The organism is Enterococcus sp. FDAARGOS_375, from assembly GCF_002393265.1.
Lineage (GTDB): Bacteria > Bacillota > Bacilli > Lactobacillales > Enterococcaceae > Enterococcus_D > Enterococcus_D innesii.
Genome location: NZ_CP023515.1, coordinates 1,635,496 through 1,656,191, shown reverse-complemented (window position 1 = coordinate 1,656,191; position 20,696 = coordinate 1,635,496). Strand labels below are relative to the sequence as shown.

The 20,696-nt window shown below is 43.1% G+C and carries 17 protein-coding genes; 7 read left to right on the top strand and 10 right to left on the bottom strand.

What is annotated here, in order from left to right; genetic code table 11:
* Positions 1-60: 60 nt before the first annotated feature.
* The 4 genes from CO692_RS08985 to CO692_RS08965 form a co-directional block, all read right to left on the bottom strand.
* Entirely contained in the window at positions 61-1,125 is a 1,065-nt protein-coding gene (locus CO692_RS08985; protein ID WP_096742079.1) for a bifunctional transcriptional activator/DNA repair enzyme AdaA, read from the bottom strand.
* A 294-nt stretch (positions 1,126-1,419) separates the two neighbouring features.
* Entirely contained in the window at positions 1,420-1,932 is a 513-nt protein-coding gene (locus CO692_RS08975) for a glycosyl-4,4'-diaponeurosporenoate acyltransferase (RefSeq protein WP_226818293.1), read from the bottom strand.
* A 12-nt stretch (positions 1,933-1,944) separates the two neighbouring features.
* A complete protein-coding gene (locus tag CO692_RS08970) occupies positions 1,945-3,051 on the bottom strand; it encodes a glycosyltransferase (protein ID WP_096742076.1) in 1,107 nt (368 codons plus the stop codon).
* Positions 3,052-3,062: 11 nt separating this feature from the next.
* Positions 3,063-4,550 carry a phytoene desaturase family protein gene (locus tag CO692_RS08965; protein WP_096742075.1) on the bottom strand — a complete coding sequence of 496 codons (1,488 nt, stop codon included), beginning with the start codon at positions 4,548-4,550 and terminating at the stop codon, positions 3,063-3,065.
* Positions 4,551-4,860: 310 nt separating this feature from the next.
* Between CO692_RS08965 and CO692_RS08960 the strand changes: the two genes are divergently transcribed.
* The 5 genes from CO692_RS08960 to CO692_RS08940 all read left to right on the top strand — a co-directional run bounded on the left by CO692_RS08960 (position 4,861) and on the right by CO692_RS08940 (position 9,648).
* Entirely contained in the window at positions 4,861-6,267 is a 1,407-nt protein-coding gene (locus CO692_RS08960; protein ID WP_096742074.1) for an ABC transporter permease, read from the top strand.
* 83 nt (positions 6,268-6,350) lie between these two features.
* Positions 6,351-6,980 (top strand): ATP-binding cassette domain-containing protein, encoded by a 630-nt coding sequence (locus tag CO692_RS08955; RefSeq protein ID WP_192940733.1) that lies wholly within the window; start codon positions 6,351-6,353, stop codon positions 6,978-6,980.
* Positions 6,981-6,999: 19 nt separating this feature from the next.
* On the top strand, positions 7,000-7,668 hold the full coding sequence (locus CO692_RS08950) for a response regulator transcription factor (protein WP_096742072.1): 669 nt from the start codon (positions 7,000-7,002) through the stop codon (positions 7,666-7,668).
* Positions 7,649-8,974, top strand: coding sequence for a sensor histidine kinase (locus CO692_RS08945; protein ID WP_096742071.1), 1,326 nt, complete (start codon positions 7,649-7,651; stop codon positions 8,972-8,974). Before CO692_RS08950 ends, CO692_RS08945 begins: the two co-directional genes overlap by 20 nt.
* A 296-nt stretch (positions 8,975-9,270) precedes the next feature.
* Entirely contained in the window at positions 9,271-9,648 is a 378-nt protein-coding gene (locus CO692_RS08940) for a DUF7006 family protein (RefSeq protein WP_096742070.1), read from the top strand.
* Positions 9,649-9,882: 234 nt separating this feature from the next.
* Here CO692_RS08940 and CO692_RS08935 read toward each other — a convergent pair whose 3' ends face one another.
* Positions 9,883-11,376: a helix-turn-helix domain-containing protein gene (locus CO692_RS08935; protein ID WP_096742069.1), complete on the bottom strand. Its 1,494-nt coding sequence runs from the start codon at positions 11,374-11,376 to the stop codon at positions 9,883-9,885.
* Positions 11,377-11,828: 452 nt separating this feature from the next.
* Between CO692_RS08935 and CO692_RS08930 the strand changes: the two genes are divergently transcribed.
* Positions 11,829-13,316, top strand: coding sequence for a helix-turn-helix domain-containing protein (locus CO692_RS08930; RefSeq protein ID WP_081117696.1), 1,488 nt, complete (start codon positions 11,829-11,831; stop codon positions 13,314-13,316).
* Between the two features lie 143 nt (positions 13,317-13,459).
* Here CO692_RS08930 and budA read toward each other — a convergent pair whose 3' ends face one another.
* The 3 genes from budA to CO692_RS08915 form a co-directional block, all read right to left on the bottom strand.
* Entirely contained in the window at positions 13,460-14,176 is a 717-nt protein-coding gene (gene budA, locus CO692_RS08925) for an acetolactate decarboxylase (protein ID WP_081117695.1), read from the bottom strand.
* An 18-nt stretch (positions 14,177-14,194) separates the two neighbouring features.
* Positions 14,195-15,847 carry an acetolactate synthase AlsS gene (alsS, locus tag CO692_RS08920; RefSeq protein ID WP_096742068.1) on the bottom strand — a complete coding sequence of 551 codons (1,653 nt, stop codon included), beginning with the start codon at positions 15,845-15,847 and terminating at the stop codon, positions 14,195-14,197.
* Between the two features lie 252 nt (positions 15,848-16,099).
* On the bottom strand, positions 16,100-17,059 hold the full coding sequence (locus tag CO692_RS08915) for an alpha/beta hydrolase (protein WP_096742067.1): 960 nt from the start codon (positions 17,057-17,059) through the stop codon (positions 16,100-16,102).
* Between the two features lie 217 nt (positions 17,060-17,276).
* On the opposite strand from CO692_RS08915, the gene CO692_RS08910 reads away from it, so the two are divergent.
* Positions 17,277-18,203 carry a methyl-accepting chemotaxis protein gene (locus CO692_RS08910; protein ID WP_086293656.1) on the top strand — a complete coding sequence of 309 codons (927 nt, stop codon included), beginning with the start codon at positions 17,277-17,279 and terminating at the stop codon, positions 18,201-18,203.
* A gap of 101 nt (positions 18,204-18,304) precedes the next feature.
* Here CO692_RS08910 and CO692_RS08905 read toward each other — a convergent pair whose 3' ends face one another.
* Together CO692_RS08905 and CO692_RS08900 are read right to left on the bottom strand one after the other, a co-directional pair.
* The gene (locus tag CO692_RS08905; RefSeq protein ID WP_170924055.1) at positions 18,305-19,057 is read right to left on the bottom strand and encodes a hypothetical protein; all 753 of its coding nucleotides are present in this window, start codon (positions 19,055-19,057) and stop codon (positions 18,305-18,307) included.
* Between the two features lie 4 nt (positions 19,058-19,061).
* Positions 19,062-20,447: a hypothetical protein gene (locus CO692_RS08900; protein ID WP_096742066.1), complete on the bottom strand. Its 1,386-nt coding sequence runs from the start codon at positions 20,445-20,447 to the stop codon at positions 19,062-19,064.
* Positions 20,448-20,696: the final 249 nt, after the last annotated feature.

Below are 20,696 nucleotides of genomic sequence, written 5' to 3'. Positions count from 1 at the left end.
TTCGATCCATTCCATGTACTGATCGATGAAGCGCTGATTCCTACGCATAGTTATCTCTTTTTAGATCATTGTGGTCGGCTGCACCTGCTTTTCCAAAGCCAGTAACCACTTTTTGCGTTCGACACCGCCGCCATAGCCGCCGATGCTGCCATCACTATTGATGACACGGTGGCATGGAACAATCAACGCCAATTGATTTTTTCCGTTGGCATTAGCAACAGCTCGGGTGGCTTTTTCATTGCCGATTCGCTGTGCCAATTGTTTGTAAGAGTATGTTTCTCCAATCTTCATTGTCAACAGCTGCTGCCAGACGGCTTTCTGAAAATCAGAGCCGATCAATGCGATGGGTACCGTGAAGGCAGTTCGATTCCCTGCAAAATATTCCGTCAATTCTTGCTTGAGTTGCTGAATGATTGCTGTTTGCTGGGGAATAATCACTGCATTCAAGCGGCTTCTCAAAACAGCAATCTCCGTTTCTAGCCCTCTGCGATCCACGAATTCTAACAAGTAAAGCTGCTGCTGGTCGCTGATTGCCAGCATCGATCCCAGCTTAGTCTCAAGCCAAGCAGAAGAAAGAATCGTTTTTTCGCGGCTGTTGGAAGGCAATTCCCCCATAATCCGGGAAAACGCATCTCGAAAGCCGTTGCCAGAATCGAAGCCGGCTTCTAATTGTGCTTGGATCAGCGGTTCTCCTTCACGAATCTGCTTAAACGCTAACCCTAAACGGCGTGCACGGGAATATTCGATAAAGGTCATGCCAAAATATTTTTTAAATTGTCGACGCGCGGTATTGGGATGGATCGCTAGCGCTTCAAAATCTTTGTCGGTCCACTTTTTCTCCGGGTTGCTCTCCACCGCTTCCACAAGGCTTTTCACGTCAGGGGATAAGTGGCTAGGTGAGCTGAGCGGGCGACATCGTTTACAGGGACGATACGCCGCCAGCAACGCTTCTTGTGCCGTCTGAAAAAACTCGCAATTTTTTTTGAGCGGTTTTTTCGCTGAGCAGGTGGGACGGCAAAAGACGCCGGTGGTTTTTACCCCAACGTAAAAGATCCCTTCATATTGGGAATTTTTTTCAATCAGCATGTCGTAATAGTGGTCCCGTTGTCGGCTATCTTCAATCATCTTGCGCACCCTCCTTCCTTTCTACACTTACAAAAATACTTCGTGCCTGTCCAAACACACGATCAACCAATGCAACAGCCTGCATTGGCAGTTCGAAAATTTGCCCACATCCTTCTGATGACATACGATCACCCTTTCCTCTGAATGACCTTAGTGTACAAAGAATGGTCTTGGCACATCCCATAAAAATTAACACCAATTTTTTAAAAAGGATCGAAGGTAGTTATCCTCCGATCCTTTTGATTTCCCGTTGACCTATTTTTCAGCGAATCTTAAAGCGACACCTACAGGAACCTAGACCGTCGCCTTTCGCTTGACTTGCAGGGCACTTTTTTTCCGCAATACTCGCTCTAAACGGGGGCGATTGTAGCGTTGGATCATGATGAATGGGCAGTTAGCCAATAACGCATAGACGATCATCACCCAGCCCGCCCACGCAGGATTCCAGAGGAAGAAGAACGGTGCTGGAACCATCAGCAGCCAATGGGTCAGCTCTGCTCGGCGTGTCTCGATGACGAATTTTTCCAGATAGTCCTTTTGCTGTTGAGCCAAGCGGGATTTGTCAAAGCCTTTTTTGGCAATCACAGTGCCGTCGGGCAATTTGTCTTTCCACTGACGAATACGAAATACCTCCGCCCAGATCCTACCGCCTTTTTCAAAGGCAAAAGAACGGAACCAGTTGGCATGACGTTCAAAAAAAGCATCACTGACTTTGCGCAAGCCAAAGGAGATGCCTAGATGAAACAGCAGCCAAGCCAAGCTGTCTGTAATGAGCAAGAGCAGTGGGGATAAGGTGATCAACGGCATGTACATCGCCTCCTATAAATTGATTTTGCGTCCTTTCCAGGTCACGGATTTCAACAAATGGGTTTGGATCCATGACCAACCAAATAAGCCTAGGAAAAAAAGAAAGTAACATGGAAAAAAAAGCAGCAAGACTCGGTTGAAGTTGCCGACACGGCGAGCAAAGCACAGAGTTTGTCCAAAATAAGCAGCATAAAAAAGCAGGCCTAACCAAAGCGGTTCCATCAGAAACGGTGCCGCCAGTACCCCAATGCCGCCGCTGATCCACAAGATGACCCCCGCCATAATCAAAGGGTGAGTGGATTGCGAAGCAGTGGCAAAGTCCTTCGTCCAGCCTTGAACAAGTGGACGAACACCAGCTGGATACATCCGAAAGGCCAACAGGTCTTTTCCACCATACAAGGCGATCGGCAAGCGTTTTTTCTTAAAGCGTCTCGCTAATGCTAGATCATCTAAGATTCCTTGGGGCATGTCCTGATGCCCATTGGCTTGAAGGTACGCTGTTTTGCTGCACAAAATACACGGACCAAAGGCGCCGCCAGCTGAGAGTTTTTCGCCTACGATAGAAAAACGGTTCAACCCGACAGGTAAGACGACATTAAAGACGGCAGATAGTTGTTCATACAAGCGCTTCGTTTGATGATAGGGCTGCACCGAGAGCAGTCCTTGTCCCAATCGCTCCTCAAACGCAACGAAAAGACGCTCTAAGCCATCTTCTGCTAGAAAGAAGGTATCAGCATCCAAAAATAATAGATACTTACCCACCGCTTGTGAGGCGCCTAACCAGCAAGCCGCCGCTTTTCCAGCAGAATCAGCAGCGGTTTGCAAGACCGTCACACCGAAGCCCTTGGCACAGGCGATCGTCTCATCTTCCGATCCGTCATCAACCACCAAAATCTCCACAGGATGGAGGGTTTGCTGCTGCAAGGATGCCAACAATTGCGACAAATTTTCTGCTTCATTGCGGGCGGGGATGATGATCGACAGTTCTCCCCTCACCGTAAAGTCTTTGGATGTGGCTGTCTCCTTGCGGGTGGGTATCGTCGGCAGGCGGAAAAAAATCAGCCAGCCTGCCAGCCAAGCAGCGCAGATACCAGCGAGCAGTAGATACACAGTCATCATCCTTTCTTGTCTTAGTGTTCTCTTTTGGTGATCATCTCACTGACTTGCTGGCCACTGAGGGTCACCATCGGCATGCCGGCACCGGGATTGACCGTACCGCCAACGAAGTAAAGATTGTCGTAGCGTTCGCTGTGTTTCGGGTGTTTAAAGCCATGATTTTTCTTGCGATTAGAGACCGTGCCGTAGATGGCGCCGCGATGTGACAAATAATTCTTTTGGATGTCTTCAGGTGTCCAGCGGTCTTCATACACGATGTGCTTGCGTAGATCCGTCAAGCCCATGTTTTCCAGCTTGATCAAAATCCGTTCACGAAAGGCATCGTATTCCGCTTCCGTAAAGGGTTTATCCTGCAAATAAGGGATATGAGGCAAGATTTTGATGTTTTCATGCCCTGCCACTGTTTGCGAAGGATCGGTTTTGTTGGCATTGACCAAGTAGATCGTTGGGTCTTCCGGCAGCTGATGCTGATGGAAATTTTGATCAAAGTTTTCTTTTGAGGCATTGGAAAAGAAAAAGTTGTGGTGCGCCAGTTGCGGATAGGAGGTTTTGACCCCTAAGTGCAAGACGAAACCAGAACTTGCTGGTTCAAATTTTTCTTCCAGTTTTTGAGTAAAGGTCGGCGCTTCTTCTAACAGCTCTTCATAAGCCGGGATCACTTCCATGTTGGAAACAAAATAGTCGGCTTCGATCAACGTACCATCATCCAAACGAGCGGCACGGATTTGTTCCTGTTCAACGATCAATTTTTCCACTTTGTGTCCCGTGTGGAAATTGACCCCAATCTCTTTTGCTAAGCGAACGATGCCTTCGGCTAAACGATGCATCCCACCTGGCACGTACCAGACACCTTGGGCATGCTGCATATAGATCATCATGTTCAAGACAGCTGGGGCGTCATAAGGAGACGAGCCGACATACTTGATAAAATAGCTCAGCATGTCTTGCAGCTGCGGATTGCTGACACGTTTTTGAATAGCATCATGCATCGAAGAGAAATAATCAAAACCTTTCAACGCTTTGATTACGCCATGATACTTCAAGATTTCTTTCGTGGTATCTAAGCCTTTCTCGAAATAGCCTTTTTCCGTGATTGCATAAATCTTTTGCGCATAGTCCAAAAAGTCTTGGTACTCTGCCATGTCTTTTTCCGACAAGTGCGGGTTTTCCTTTGCCATGCGGGCAAGATCGCCATAGAGATCGATCTTGGTGCCGTCGGGGAAAAAGGAGCGCCATTCCAATGGCAATCGGCGAATCGCAACATAATCCGCCATATCGCGATTGCTGCCAGTAAATAATTTTTCGAAAATCTGCGGCATCGTCAAAATCGAAGGACCTAAGTCAAAGCCGAAGCCGTTTGTTTCCAGTCGGTTCAACTTGCCGCCTAAATGGTGATTTTTTTCATATAATGATACATCAAAGCCATTTTGGGCTAATGAGACCGCCGCTGATAGACCACCAAGTCCGCCGCCGATCACTACAACTGTTTTTTTCTCTTTCATTGAATTGCTCCTCGTTTGCTTTAATGAACGTCCCTATTTAGCCAAACCTTCTCGTCAAAACAGACGGTTGTGTCTCACTGCAACTGCGTGTCTTGACACTGTTTTGGTATTGACGACTTAAATCAAAGGATCGTTTTTCTAGATAATTCTATAGTATCACACCTTTGAAAAAATGACGGAGATGAGCCTAGCGCCCATGGGATGACAGGAAAGCCTTCAAGCGTTCGCCAACTTCACACGAAACACATATTGACCACATATTCGGCTAACCTTCTTCCTGTATACTTTCGCATATCAAAGGAGGAATTTTATGAACTTTTTTACTCGTATCATCAAAAGTATCACCAGTCTCAAAAAACGGACCGCAATCATTGGCGGGTTGTTTCTGGTCGTCTCAACGTTTTTGATCACGGCGAGGCTGACCCAATACGAACTGCAAAAAGTATTGGAAAATGTCCAAAAAGACTTGAATTCAATAGTAACCATCGAGCTGGATTATGAGAAAATCCTTCAGTCCATGTATTCCGGCGATCTGCAATCTGGTACCGATGTGTTGAATGAAGAATTGCTGGAGAAAATTGAAAAATCCAGTTATGTCGAAGATTTTTCCGTCAGCGCTGCGACCCAGCTATTCACCCAGTATGCTGACCGGACACCAAAACATGAAGACAAGGTGCCGGGAGGTATAATCGAACCTTCCAATGAAATCGAAATTTATGACAGCAACGATCCTGAATTAGCAAAATACAATCTGCAGATCATTGAGGGCGATCTTACTACCAATAACAAAGAGACTTATCCAATCATGGTCTCGAAAAAGTATGCGGAAAAACACAAACTAAGCATTGGTGACCCTTTAACGTTGGATTTCAATTCGGGTTTCGATGAAGAACAAGAAGCTTTGAAAAAAAGCGGAGTTATCACTGGTATTTATGAGTTAGCTGCCAATAGTCCTCGCCCCCACAAAGATAATGAAGAGCGGTTATTTTTTTCGACACGAAGGGTTCTCAAAGAAGTCAAAGAACTGCAATTTGGTGAAAACACTCCTTTGATGGCGGGTTATGACAAAATCAAAGTCAGCTTGAAAGATCCGATGGATACTCAAAAGTTCTTGAATGAATTAGATGCTGAAAACAGCAAATACCAGCAGGTCGCATTCAAAAGCTCCTACGAGCAATACAAAACGATCCAATCAATGATTACAGATTTTTCTTCGATCTTGAACTTCATTCAGCTTTTCTTGATCCTTTTTGCCTTGATCGTCATCGGGTTGATTATGATGCTCTCGTTACGAGAGCGTAAATACGAAGTCGGCTTGTTACTGTCATTGGGAGAAACAAAAATCAACATCCTTTTGCAGATGTTATTAGAAGTCGCAATCGTTTTGGTCGTCAGCTTCGGTATCAGTTTCGCCTTATCCACCACAGTGATCGCACCTCAAGCAAGTGCAGTCGTCAATGAACAAATGCAAGCTTCTATGGGGGAACTTAGTGACAATAGCAGCTTGAGCATGCCGCGAGGAGACAATTATGTGGAAGATGAAAGCACCAAACTCAACACCGAGGTCTCTATCCAGCAAACCGATTTCAAAGAGTCGCTCATTTTTTCTTCAGTCATCTTTTCATTATTGGCAGTCATCACTTGTGTCACAACGATCCTGCCAACTATGAAGATCATTAAGAGAAGTCCCAAAGAGATCTTGTCCAATAACGAATAAGAAAAATGTTAAAAAAAGTTAAAAATACCTATTTTTTTAAAGAAACCTTCACAGATTTGATGAATACTAAAGGAGAAGATCAAATGCTCAAAATTACAGATATCAGTTACTCATACAAAGATGAGACTATTTTGCAAAATGTCAGTCAAGTGTTTGACGCTGGCAAGATCCACACGATTATTGGTCAATCTGGTGTCGGAAAAAGCACTTTTTTGTCTTTGATTTCCGGTCTTGAATTTTTGCAAAGCGGTTCAATCGAGTTCAAAGGCCAGTCAATGACGAATTTAGTCTCCTATCGCCGGCAAATCAGTTACATTTTCCAGTCCCTCAACTTGATCCCTTATTTGTCACCGTTGGAAAACATCACGATCGCCACAAATATCCACAAAGTTAAAAACCCTCAGTCTCCCAGCAGCTATTTAAACAAAGTAGGGATTTGTGGCGATATACAGCACAAAAAATGTCACCAGTTGTCTGGGGGACAACAGCAGCGGGTGGCAATCGCCCGAGCTCTCGCCTTAGATTCTGATCTGATCATCGTCGATGAGCCGACTGGCAGCTTGGATCTGGCAAACAGTGAAAATGTCATGACGATCTTTAAAGACTTGCGGGATGCAGGCAAGTGTATCATCATCGTCAGCCATGACTTAACTTTTAAAGAAATCTCAGACTATGTATATACGATCAAAAACGGACGATTGACCCTTCTTTAGTAATAGAAAGGAGTAATCCATGGCCACAGAAATTCTTCTTATTGAAGATACCGATGAAATCAGAAGAGGCATCCAGTTGAGTTTACAAAAAGAAGGCTATCAAGTCACAGCCTTTGATGAAGCGGAAGCTGCTTTGAACGCCCTAGAGACAAAAACTTTCGCTTTGATTTTACTCGATTTGATGTTACCTAAAATGAGCGGAGAAACGTTTTTAAATGAGTTAGGCGAAAACAACCCGATCCCGGTAATCGTGATCAGCGCATTGAACGATGAATTCACTCAGATCAACCTTTACAGCAAGCGGATCGATGATTATGTAATCAAACCTTTTTCTACCAACATCCTCGCTTTAAAAATCGATGCGATTTTGCGCAGAGTCGGTCACAAAGAAAATGCGGCGGTCACGTATAACGACTTGACATTGGAGATCAATAACTATCAAGTTCACAGGCAAGGCCAGTCGATCGAATTGACTTCAAAAGAATTTGAGCTCTTGCAAATGATGCTCTTAAGTCAAGGAAAAGTCTTTTCCCGTGAAGAATTTTTAGACACAATTTGGGGCTATGACTCCTTTGTCGACTCTAGGGCGATCGATGTTCACATTAAAAACCTCCGTAGCAAATTAGGCAAAGACATCATCCAAACTGTTAAAGGGATCGGGTACCGAATTGAAAAAGAAACGAATTAAATGGAAAACGACTCGCATCATCTGCTTCTTTACATTGACAATGTCATTCGTGACTTTTGTGAGCGTGATAGGTTTTTTCTTACTAAATATCGGTCCTCGGATCGAAATGAAACAACAAGCGGTCTTTGACACTGTAGTCCGGGAAATTTTTGATATTGTCAATGACGATGAACTTTCTTTCCAACGTTTGGACAGTTATCGAATCGATGGCTATACCATAATCATTTTTGATGCCCAGCAAAATACCATCTATCCCATCCAGCAACCCATCACCGCAAAAAATGGTGAGCTGATCCATCTCACCAATGGTTATCAATCGACGTTTGACACTAATGGCTACAAAGTTTATGTTAGTTACCCTGTCCAAATCAGTGCCGTCGATGTAAAAGAGATCATTTGGCTAGCAACGCCTTTTGTTTTGCTGCTAGTTAGCCTATTGTCCTTGGCTGGAAGCGGCTTGTATACCTACTTATATCGAAACGAAAAGAGCAAACTGGCGTCTGTCTTCCACATGATGGAAAAAAATATTCCGTATGAGGAGATTCATGCCGTAAATACCATGATCAAATTGCATGATTATCTAGTGATCGAAACTCAAGTAACTGCCCTATATCAACAACTCCAATGTGCCCAGCGGGCCACCTTGGAACAAGTTCAGCAGATCAAACAGCTGGAGTTAGAGAAAAAAACATTGCTAGAAGGATTCACCCATGAGATGAAAACACCGATCATGGCAAGCCAACTGCTATTAGCGAATGTCAGAGATGACTCTTTATCTGAAGAACAGCAAGAGTCCCTTCTAGCCACAGAAAATGAATTGAAAAAGCTGCAGCAGTTGATCAAAGAAATCCTGTTCGTTTTTCACAACCAACAGGCCCATGACGACCAACCACTTTCTGTGCGGGAAATGATCGATCACTTGATCGAAGAATATGAAGTTTTATGGAGTGATAAAGGTTTGCGGATCGAAATTGATCAACAACAAGAGCTGACGTTTTTCTACAACCCGAAATTGGCAAAGAAAATTTTCTCAAACCTTTTGAGCAATGCGATTTTTCATTCCCCACCCAACAGCGTCGTCACGATCATTCTTACTAACAAACAATTAACGATCAAAAACCCTATCAAAAAAACTGGGCCGCTGAAACACTCAGATTTGGCCAAACCCTTCTTTTCTTATGGAGAAGAGGCTGGTACAGGTTTAGGTCTGTATATCGTCAAAACAATGCTAAAACACTCGCACTATGGTTTTACATTTGACTGTCAAAAAGATTTCACCGTATCCATATATCTAAAACAGGACTAAGCCGCTATACTCGCCCTCTTTTATTTTTTATAACAAAAGATATCGTATATTCTCGACTTTATTGACTGATTCATCAACGAAAAAAAGTTCTTCGTATGGATGCGAAAAAACGCGTTTGAGACTCCATGAGAAATCAAGTACATTGGATGTAACGAAAGTCCTCGTTGATACTGCGACTGCAAAACGCTCCTGTAAATACGAGTGCCTCCTGTCAGATACCCAGTTGCCGCAAATGCTTTCGATGATCGAATCAAATAGGTTTCACTACAAGTCAACTATAATGAAGGAGTATCGATATGAACTTAAAAACGATTCAATCAGCTGAAGAATATTTAAACTTTTTCGATGAAGAATTTATTCATTCTAGCTGTTCTAGCGAAGACCCTAAGATCTTTAACTTTTATTTATCCTTGCGCCAACGTTTTCTAAACATCTACAACGACTCCGATAATAGTTTTTTCAAAAAGATGTCGTTGTTGCTGGACATTGATGCTCAGTTGCAGATCTTAAAAGAGCTGTACAACTTAAAAAAAAGTGCTTTAAACGAATACACGCAAGAAGAGATCATTCAGCTGACTGTCAAAGACAAAACCTGTTTTTATCGGGAATTGACCGGAATTCAACTGAATCAAAAAGCTCCTTGGAGCTTGATTTATTTAAGCGAAGCACAGTAAATAGCTAAACTGGTTCTCCCTAACTCATTTGTTTTAAAAGGCTTGTACTCACTATCATTGACACTTCCCCATCCCCAAAATCGATGTTTTTTGTGTAAAAACAAGCCTTTAAAACCAAAGCCCAATTCCTTGACTGCTAGATAGTTTGAAGGAACTGGGCTTTGCTTATGCTATTCGTATAGAATTGGAATAGACCTTTTCTAGCGACTCTTCATAATTGCAGATGAAGAGAAATTAGAAGAGGTCTTTTAGCGCGAACTGTCGCGTGACATCCGGGTTGATTCTTTCCAATAGCCGATTCCAATCAGAGGAAGAAGGAATCGTTTTGAAGACAATGCATTCGATGGTATCGCGAAAAGCGGACGCATGCTCTGCATAGTTCGTTACTATCAGGTCGATCTGATTTTGCTTCAAATAGTGGGGGGTGACTTCGCCAGAATCCGGATAAAATGCTCGGTGAGAGCAGCTGAAATACCGATTGGACCACCCTTCAATGTACTGAACGATATGGTGATTGCCCTCGAAAATAAAGGCAATGTTTTTTCGGGGAAACCAATAGCGCTCACGAACAGACTCGATATAAATAACTAAATTCGCGCAAAAATCCGGCAAATATTGAGGAGAATACAACTCTTGATAAAAAGGATTGTTCTCTAAGAATCGTTGATAAAAAGCAAATTCTTTCGGAAATGTTTTACGAATAAAAGTATTGACGTCCCAAATATTGCGATTCGCTGAAGTCGATAAGCATTCCCTCAATTTAGCAGTAGTAAAAAAAGATTCAATCAAAATCAAATCATTTTTTGGGTTTGGACTGGTGACATTCAAGAGTTGATAAAAACTGTTGGTCAATTCGCGAATTTTTGGCCAGTGATTATACGAGAGACAGAATTTTTGCTCTACGATGACATTTTGCAATTTTCTTTTAGTGATAATACTCACAAACAAAAAGACCAACTCATCGTGAGGAAACTGAAACTCAAAATACTTGTCTATCACTTCATTGATCCGTTGAAAGTGCATCAGTTGGATACTATGTCTCAAAGCATGGTATAACTCTTCTTTTACCTGAATCCTTTGCCCTTGTAAAAATCGCTCGATCGAAATATGCAGCAGATAACTGTATTGAGAGAATGAGGCGGTATGATAGCTATTTTTTTCAAACATCCCACTGATTTCAGTGACTGCCTGTTGAACCGCTACCGACGGAAAAACCGTGTGAGGGGTAATATCTGTCTCGTAGAAAAAGGTACAGAAGAAATTCCGAATATCTGCTTCCTCGCCTACGATATTCACAGGATCCAGTGTTAAGGTCAAATCAAAATGAGTAAGCTGTTGATGGATACGCCGCAAATATTTCGATAAGGTGCTTTTAGATAGAAAAAGACAGTCGGTCCACTCATCAATAGATTTCAACTCACCCATAAAAATATTTTCCAGCATAAGAAACAAGGGCTCATTCGCTAGCAGGGATGCTTTTTTCTTTTCATAACTTGGGTAGTTGTTCAATTCAAATAAATACCCTTGATTCGTCGAAGAGATTTGCAATAAGCCAGCAAAGTACTCATTGATGCCGCCAATATCTTTTCCAATCGTTCTTGTAGTACTTTCTGTGACTTCTGCCAAGCTACTCGCACTGCAGATCTCACTTTTTTCAAAGGCATTGAGAATTTGGAACCATCTAGCCGTTGATTTATTTGTGACAAAACTTAACTGGAAATTCTTCAAAAATAAGCTCCTTACTGAAAAACATCGTTTTTACTGATTTGCGCAAGAAGGCGCCTAGGAGATGTCATTATACCGGGTTTTCTTTCAGCTAAAAAATTTGTTTTTTCATAGACGGGTGAAAAAAGTTGCTTTCCCCCATTCTGTTGTACAACAATAATTGTAACTATTGATTAAAATAGTGCAAGGAATTTGCGTTTATTTAAGAAAAATAGTAAATTTCAGGATGGTTCTTTGATTTGACAGTCGAAACTCTTTCAGTTGATACATATCTGACAACGAAGGAGGCATCTTTTGGCTATCATGGAAATTGCATGAAGGCTCCGTTTTAGCGTCAGATTGTTTCCATGAGTCGCTTTGCGTTATTCTTGCTAAAAGGCCATCGATGACCGACACAAACCAAAGGATTGCACACCTTTTTTATAAACGGCTATTTTATATGATGGGAGACTACTATGAAAACATTTCAATTAAAATTCATGAAAAATCGTTCTCTTGTTCGTTGGTTACAATTATTAGATGAATTTGAAAAAAATCCCACTTGTACTCTTAACGACTTGGCTAAAATAACCAAAAGTAGTACGCGGACGGTTATCTCAGATATCGCCAGTATTCGGAACTATTTTAGTGACTCAATCGAAATCCATGCGGCTAAAGTCGGGTATTTCTTCGAAGAGCTTGATCACGAATCTTATCGCAGAAAAAAACAAGCCATGGTCAAGGATGAACCAATTTTTTTGATTTTCGAAAGTATCTTTTTTAATGAGGTCCAATCATTGATGGATTGGAGCCTTTCACTCAACCTTTCTGAGCAGTCATTGCTTAGTTATTTTAAAAAAATCGAAATTTACTTACATCCTTTTAACCTTCGTCTTAAGACTAATCCAGTGACATTTGCAGGATCTGAAATTGATATCCGTAAATTTTTTTGTCTTTTTTACTATGAGTCTGACATCAACATCAACACGATATTTCCTTCAATCAATGTACAAGAAGCGATCAAGGAGATCACTACTCTTCTGCAAGCAAAACAAATGCAGTCTTCTTCCTTCTCCTATTTTGCCTATGTTCTTTACATCAGCATCGAGCGCAGCAAACGAGGTCTTTTGGCAAAACCATCTTCTGAGCTCTATGAACTGATCAAGAAAAATAATTTGTTATCACAATATCAAGAGTTGCAAAAAATCATGCAACGACATTTTAATTATGAACTTCCTAAGGCGGAAGCTGTTTATATTTTCACCTGTATTATTTGCCGTCGTAAAATCAATAGTCCTTCTTGCGAAGAATTTTGTCGAACATATAACTATTGGCCTGAAATTAAACAGATCGTCAGCGATTTTTATGCAGAAAACCAAGGCAACAGTCTCGATGAACGAAAAGACTTCCTTTGGCTTGAGTCTTTTTTCATCGTAGTAAAGTTACGAGAGTTGCTCTCTTTGACGATGAACATAAACATTGATGATTTAAATCAATTTGTCAAAGAGAAGTTCGCAAAAGAGTATCAAAAAAATTATGATTTCCTCTTTACACACACCTTAGTGAAAAAGCTCTATTCTCGAAAATACTTAGATGACTTTTGTGCCAGTCTCACTATGTACATGGAATCCATCAAGGAAGCAAACTGGGGCTCCCCACGGACGATTGCCGTGATTTTTGAAGGCAATGAATATGTCTGCGAGTATGCTGAAAATATTATTCGTCGCTACCTAGGTGCCTATCATACGATGTACTATCCTGATTCGAATGAACTGTCACACGAATATTTGAAGGAAAAAAATATTGAGCTTTTGATTACTAATTACTCTGAATATGCCACAGAGTATTTATTGGACGTCGAAAGCATCTTGCTAAAACCGATCCCCGATGCCTCCGACTGGAATCGATTATTGAATAAAATCAACACACGAATATTACGCTTAGTCGTATTAGATAACAATTGATTTGCGATTTCTGAATCAAAGGAGATCTCAAGGGAACACGGGTAGCTTATCATGCTACAAAAAACCGTCCATAACAAAAAGCAAGCTAGAATGCGATTCTAGCTTGCTTTTTATCGTTTGTCTATTAAGAAATCTACTGTTGCTTATTCCGCTGATTCAATATCTTTGGCGATTTTTGCAACATCGATCTCCCGCTGCAAGTAATCTTGATTATCAATAGGAAAATGCTGACGAAATTCAGCTAGTTCCATCAATTCGACTTCGCCTGCCGCCACTTCAAAGTCCAAGACATGACCAGCAAATGTGCGGTCATCACTAATAAAATGCAGGTGGAAACCGGCGGCCGCAGCACCGTGGAACAACAACGGGGTAAAGAACCCGACGATCGTACCACTGATATCTTCTGCTTGAAATTCCGGCTGATGCTGGATGATCTCAATGAATTTTGGGTATGGTTTTTCTTGCTTTGGGGCAACGCGGACGTGCATCTTGGCAAATACCCCATGGATTTTGACAGCGGAAAACAAATTCGGACTGACTTCTGTCAGGACGTGATTTTTCACTTCTTCATCGGTCATCTCTTGACTGATCTGTAGGTGCTTCGCCGCAGAAAAATCAACGACTGCCGCATAAGGGGTTCCTTCATTTCCTTGGAGCACTTGCACCTTGCCCGATTCGTCTACATGGTAGATTTCACCATCTAAAATGATTACTTCCCCATTGGAACCAGCCAACGTACCGATCCCAAAATTGCCATATTCAAGCATTTTGCCGATTTGCTCCGTGCCATCCATTAAATCCTGCATCAACCCACCTAGGGTGCCATGCTGATATAAATAACTTTTGTTTTTCACTTTCATTTTGCTGCTCCTTTGGTCTTAATAAAATTGATCAGGTAGGATCGTTTTGCCTAGATCGGCATTATCTGAATAATCCACAGGGATGTCAATGATCACTGGACCATCCGTTGCAAACCCTTCTTCGATGGCTGCCATCAATTCCTGTTTAGTGGTTGCCCGTAGGCCTTTGGCACCAAATGCTTCGGCATATTTTACGAAATCAACTGGTCCAAAATCAACCCCAGAAGCACGATCATATTTCATTTCTTCTTGGAATTTCACCATATTGTAGGTACCGTCATTCCAAATCAAGTGAATGATGTTTTGTTTCAAACGGACGGCTGTTTCTAACTCTTGGGCAGAAAACAAGAAGCCACCATCGCCAGATACAGAGATCACTTGAGTATTTGGTCGCACGAGCGCTGCAGCGATCGCCCATGGCAAAGCGACTCCTAAGGTCTGCATGCCATTACTAAAGAGCAGGTGCCGTGGCTCATAGCTGCGGAAATGACGGGCCATCCAAATGTAGTGGCTGCCGACATCCACCGTCACCGTCATGTCATCGGTCACTTCTTGTTGCAAAGCATCGATGATTTCTAGGGGATTTAAGGTATTGTTGCTGCCTTCGACATCCGCTGGTTTTTCATTGAGTTTGGTTTGCAGCGTCGTTAAATAGTTGTGAGCGTCTTCGCTCAAGTGATACTGATCGATGGCTTTTGATAGCTGTTCAATAATTTTCGCGATACTGCCCATCAGTTCAACTTCGGGCTGCATAAATGGATCGATCTCCATCGGTACTTCATCGATGACGATCACGCGGGCATCTTTTTCCGCATTCCAGTTGCGAGCTTCGTATTCGATCGGGTCGTACCCCACAGCGATCACTAAGTCGCTGCGTTTCAACAGCATATCACCGGGCTGATTGCGGAACAAGCCGACGCGGCCAAAGAAATGCTCTTCTAATTCACGAGAAATGATCCCAGCACCTTGGAAGGTCTCTACGACAGGCAACCCAGTTTTTGCAACTAAATGACGAATCGCTTGTGTTTCTTTGACGCCTGAAGCCCGCATCCCTAAGAGTAAGACAGGCAGTTTGGCTTCTTTGATCCGATCGACGAGTGCCTGGATATCTTCTGCATCGGCACTGCCTAATTTAGGCGAAGATAGTGGTTTGATCGCTGGCCCTTGGACAGTTCCGTCTGTCACATCTTGAGGAATGGATAAAAAGCTCGCCCCTTTTTTGGCTGTTTTTGCGATGCGAAAGGCGTTGGCAATACTTTCAGAAAGGGTTTCAGGATCTTGGACTTCACTGCTGAATTTCGTGATCGGCGCAAACAATGCCGCATTATTCATGCTTTGGTGGGTCAATTTTGAAAGGTCAGAACGCTTCACTTGGCCTGCTAGTGCCAAGACGGGATCACCTTCGGCAGTTGCCGTGACCAACCCAGTCGCTAAATTACTGGCTCCTGGTCCACTTGTTGCAATGACGACTCCTGGCTCTCCTGTCAGGCGACCGATTGCTTGTGCCATAAATGCCGCGTTTTGTTCATGTCGTGCCAAAATCAACTCTGGTCCCCGATCACTCAACACGTCAAAGACGCCATCGATTTTTGCACCAGGAATCCCAAAGATATAAGGCACCCGATGATTTTCTAAACTTTCAACAATGATTTCTGATCCTTTTGCACTCACTGTATTACCTCTTTTCAAAAACTGTATTAATCACAATACATATAATAGCACTTTTTATTTATTTATCAACGAAAAACACTTATTAACATCTGTACTATTAAAACGCAGTTTTTTAGAGAGCGTTTGCATCTGCTTCAGACTGCAGGTGTATGTCTTTCCATTTTTCCGACAAAAAAGGAGTGGATCGCTCCACTCCATACATCCTTTTCTATATCAGAACACCGCTTAAAAAGAAGTTCTTTCGTCGGTTTCTTATTCTGCGGGGACATTTTTTTCCGTCAGCCAACCGACAGCCAGTGTCATGGCAGCTCGTGCGGCTTGGGTCTGATCCATCGCATTGACCATCACAAAATCATGGATGATCCCTTGCATCCGTGCTTGGGTGACTTCCACGCCAGCTGCTCGTAAATGCTGCGCATAGGCTTCCCCTTCATCCCGCAAGACATCTGCTTCGCCTGTAATGATCAACGCTGGCGGCAGATCGGCTAACTCCTCTTTGGTCGCGCGTAGAGGAGAAGCGGTAATTTGATCCCGCTGTGTTTCATCCGTCGTGTATTGATCCCAGAACCATTGCATCCCTTCTTTGGTCAGAAAATAATTTTCACCGAATGCTTCATACGAAGGCGTATCAAAGCGGGCATCTGTCACAGGATAGAACAATAATTGTTGTGCGATCGGAATGCCACCACGAGCTTTCGTTAACAAGGTCATAACGGTCGCCATGTTCCCACCTACGGAATCGCCAGCCACGGTCAAACGGCTAAGGTCTAAGCCTTTGACATCGACAAATCCCGGTAATTGCTGCAAGACCGCATAATTTTGTTCGATTACCGTTGGGTATTTTGCTTCTGGTGAACGACTATATTCAGGAAAAATGACGATCGAGTTGGTTCGTACCGCCAATTCACGGATCAATTTATCATGAGTCGCGGCACTGCCGAAGACCCAACCCGCGCCATGGAGATAATAAATGACAGGGAGAATCGCATGATTTCCTTCAGGACGAACAAAACGAACATTGATGGTCCCCCATTCGCCTGTATCAACGGTCTGATCTTCTATCTCAACCGCCAATTTATTGACGGGTGACTCTTGGACTTGTTCCAATAATGCGCGCCCTTCTTCTGGCGGTAATTCATAGATCCGTGGGTGCGGTGCATTTGCCTCACTAAATTCAACGGCTGCTTTTTCCAACGAAATTCTATCTGTCATACGATTCTCTCCTTTTGTTTGAAATCGTTCATGTTGACCTTAAGGGTACCACCAAGTCATTCTGATGCAAAGAATCTTGCTTTCTTCTGTTTCCAGGCATTTTGTTCGACAAAAAAGGTGGTTTTTGCACTCTTAACTGCCTTGCCTTCATGACCGATAACTGTAAGACACTCGCTGTGTAAACTTCCCAAAAACTGAAAGGCGTAGGTAAGTACGTATGAAATTCACATTAGATGAAACACAAAATAACCGTCTGCTCGCTGCTATTTTTCAAGAACTCGCTGTCATAGTCTTTGATCCGCAAAAAGAAGTTGTTTTCGCCAATGCCAACATGACTGATATCCTAGGGTACAGCCAAGAAGAAATCATTGGCTTACCGCATCGGACCTTTTGTTTTGACCATTATGCTGTCAGTACGGATTACCAAGCTTTCTGGAATCAACTGCTTTACTCAAAGCAACGGTTTCAAGACAAAATCATTCGGAAAAACAAACAAGGAGAAAAACTGATTTTAGAAGGGAGCTACTTCCCTGTCCTCGATGAGCAGCAAGAAGTCGTCAACGTCGTCAAAATCGCTTTTGACATTACCCAAAGAGAACAAGCCTTAGCGGTCACTATCAAAAAAGTGCAAGAAAGTGCTGCCTCCCTGACACGACTTTCTGCCAACGGGCACCAGCAAGTCGATCATTTGTCAGAGAACTTGGCGCAAGTCAAACGGCTGTCTGATCAAAATCAAGCAACGACCCATGCCTTAGAAATGGATAGCCAACAGGTGACAGCGGTGCTGCATGACATCGACCGCATTGCACAACAAACCAAACTGCTATCCTTCAACGCTTCCATCGAAACAGCACGGATCGGCGAACAGGCAGCTGGTTTTCGGGTAGTTGCCGATGAAATGCAAAAATTAGCCGAACAGACCAAGCAGTTGACCCAAACCATTGCCGCAACCATGCAAGCCATCAACCAACAAGCCTTAGTCGTGTTAGATAGTGCCGATTCGACGACCATGAAAATCAGTGATTCACAAAAAAGCCTCGCTGCCGTTTTGCATTCTTACGACACGCTGCGAACGACGGCCAGTCTTTTAAACGATGAAGCCGAGTATTTATCAGAAACCAACGACGCTGAGTTGGAAACCTAGAAACCAAATGAATAAAAAAAGAGCGCCGCTGTTTGCGACGCTCTCTTTGTTTTTTTTGACCAATAAATTGATCCGTTATTTGATTTTATTGATACTCAGCACTAGCCAGCCTCCCACTCTTGCAACAACTGCTGTAATTCTTGCAAAAATGATTGGGTCGTAAAGCCCAATGCTTGGAGAGGAACACGATATTCCTGTTGAACCACCAAAAAACTGCCAAAGATTTTATGTTGGAACGAAAAGGAAAGAGTTTTCCAAATACTCCACGAAAAACTGGCTATTCGTTTTTCTTTCTTTTCGTACGTGCACAAATACACTCGCTCGATACCAAAAAGTAGCCCCGCATTCGCTTTCTTGCCAGTCATCTTTGCCGTTAGCAGCGCCAGAGGTGTCTCCGTTTCAGGCACTTGAAAACTAGCAAGGACTTGGCTTTGCCATTGCCGTGGCAGCACTTGTCTTTCTCCAGAGAAATAGAACAAAAAATTTTGTTTTTGAAAAAAGGCAGTCAAACGGTTTTGTCGCTGGTTGTGCTGATGGATGGGCGCCCTTTGAATCGGAGACGCCTGGTTTCCTGACGTTGGTTTTGGCTGCTCCCGTCCAACGAAAACGTCGGCTGATGGTGCGTTTTCCCTAGGAGCAACAGATGACAGACTGATTTTCTTCAGGAGAGCTGCCAGCTGGGTCAGCGCAAGCTGTTTGTCCGTCAGGGAACTGGACTGGTCAATTTTGGCGTGGTCAAAGGGCAATTTGATGACCATTTTGCCTCGGCAATACAGACAGACTGCCGTGCCAACACCCCAGTTTACTTCTAGTTCCCCTAAACAATGGGGACATTGAATGGGAATGATATCCATGAGATCATCCTTTCGTTTTGATACAGGTATCGGAGCTATTCGTTGTAAAAATACGGATCGTATTCCAGCTGACAAACGCCAGCAGCACTAGAAGCGATAAGCCATAAAAACCGAAATACCAAATCAGGAATGCTAAAAAAAGGATCAAGGCGAATTCAAACGCCATATTTTCGAGACTGCTGTAAAATACTGTTTTCCGGACGAGTTTCTTCCTACGCGCATCAAAAGCTTTCTTCACGGCAGCTGTTGATGCATCCGGCTGACTCAATGCTTGAGAAAGTTCCGCTTTGAATCTGCCGTATTCTGAGAAAAACTTGACCTCTGGTACGAGCAAGAAATACCAAGTCGCAAGACAAGCAATCAGCAAGATGACCGCTGAAGCGAGCAGACTAAAGGCAACAGCCGGTAATAAAAACCCATCAAATAGAAGATTCGAAGTAATTCCAGAAAAAAATCCCACAAAAAAGAAGGTATAGCAGAACCGCCAAAGAACACTGCTGGTCCTAGAAAAACTTTTCTTGACTTGCACCAGCTGTTCACATTCAGGAAGCTCGGTTGGAAAGAGCTGTTCAGCATCGGTACCATCAGCCACGAAAGAATAGGTTTGGTTTTCGTACCTGAATTCGCCGATGTAATAAGGAAAATACAGTTTTTCCGTATCACAATGCTTAGGAAAAAGGGTTAGTTGAAGCTCGCTTGGGGTTTCTGTTCCAATCAAATAGTCTCTCGCTCCCGCTTCAAAGGCTTCCAATAAATGGGGATCAGCGAGTGCCGTTTCTCTAGAAATATCAAAAGGTAGCACTTGGACGTCTTGGTTATGTGCCGAAAACTGCTGCATCTCTGTGCAATAAGCGGCTCCTTTTTTAATATGCAGCGGCAGTTTGCCATTGATACTGTAGTCAGCCTCTTTTTGGGCATCCGTCGGAAACACTTCACTGAAAACCGTGGTGTTGCCACTGCTATGTAAATGAATACTGGCACTGATACGCCCCTGTCCCCTCTGCTGTTCCTGATGCACATAAGCCCCTCTTACTTGGGCTTCATAGTCGATCTGAAAATAATACAGGGGGATAAATACACGTTTCAGCTGAACTAATTCGAGCTCAAAAAAGACACTTTCCGAAATGGTGTCCTGCCAAGCCAGCTGCTTTTTCAAGGCCTGGAGACACCCCTCTTCGTCATAGGCAAAGGGATAGAAGCCTTCTTTGACTGATCCTTGAATGTGCGCTAAATCTTTGAGTGTGGCCTCTGGTTTCTTTTGTTCCGTTTTTTGAAGTTCCGGTTTGATCAGCAACTCGTTCAAACAATACTGACAGACAGCTTTTCCTGAGTCCCAATCAACTTCTAGACGTCCCAAACAGCTGGGACATTGAATTTGGGTGATTTTCATTTTTACTCCTTTTTTTGAATACATATTTTCTTGTTGATAACCTAGTTGATTTTTTAGAGGGGAGAACCGTCTATTTTTATGGCGGCTTTTGGGGGAAGATACCACAGGAACCTGCTGATTTACAGATGTTTGCTCGTTTCATTATGTATGATCTTAACGTCTTTTTTCAGTGATGAAGTAAAAAAACGTACTAAAACTAAGTGCCCTTTCGAAAAAGACAATACAGATAAAACAGCCAGTTACGTATAA

Coding starts and splice junctions, on each gene's coding strand:
- CO692_RS08985 (WP_096742079.1), bottom strand. CDS start 1,125: ATGATTGAAGATAGCCGACAACGGGACCACTATTACGACATGCTGATT.
- CO692_RS08975 (WP_226818293.1), bottom strand. CDS start 1,932: ATGCCGTTGATCACCTTATCCCCACTGCTCTTGCTCATTACAGACAGC.
- CO692_RS08970 (WP_096742076.1), bottom strand. CDS start 3,051: ATGATGACTGTGTATCTACTGCTCGCTGGTATCTGCGCTGCTTGGCTG.
- CO692_RS08965 (WP_096742075.1), bottom strand. CDS start 4,550: ATGAAAGAGAAAAAAACAGTTGTAGTGATCGGCGGCGGACTTGGTGGT.
- CO692_RS08960 (WP_096742074.1), top strand. CDS start 4,861: ATGAACTTTTTTACTCGTATCATCAAAAGTATCACCAGTCTCAAAAAA.
- CO692_RS08955 (WP_192940733.1), top strand. CDS start 6,351: ATGCTCAAAATTACAGATATCAGTTACTCATACAAAGATGAGACTATT.
- CO692_RS08950 (WP_096742072.1), top strand. CDS start 7,000: ATGGCCACAGAAATTCTTCTTATTGAAGATACCGATGAAATCAGAAGA.
- CO692_RS08940 (WP_096742070.1), top strand. CDS start 9,271: ATGAACTTAAAAACGATTCAATCAGCTGAAGAATATTTAAACTTTTTC.
- CO692_RS08930 (WP_081117696.1), top strand. CDS start 11,829: ATGAAAACATTTCAATTAAAATTCATGAAAAATCGTTCTCTTGTTCGT.
- budA (WP_081117695.1), bottom strand. CDS start 14,176: ATGAAAGTGAAAAACAAAAGTTATTTATATCAGCATGGCACCCTAGGT.
- CO692_RS08915 (WP_096742067.1), bottom strand. CDS start 17,059: ATGACAGATAGAATTTCGTTGGAAAAAGCAGCCGTTGAATTTAGTGAG.
- CO692_RS08910 (WP_086293656.1), top strand. CDS start 17,277: ATGAAATTCACATTAGATGAAACACAAAATAACCGTCTGCTCGCTGCT.
- CO692_RS08905 (WP_170924055.1), bottom strand. CDS start 19,057: ATGGATATCATTCCCATTCAATGTCCCCATTGTTTAGGGGAACTAGAA.
- CO692_RS08900 (WP_096742066.1), bottom strand. CDS start 20,447: ATGAAAATCACCCAAATTCAATGTCCCAGCTGTTTGGGACGTCTAGAA.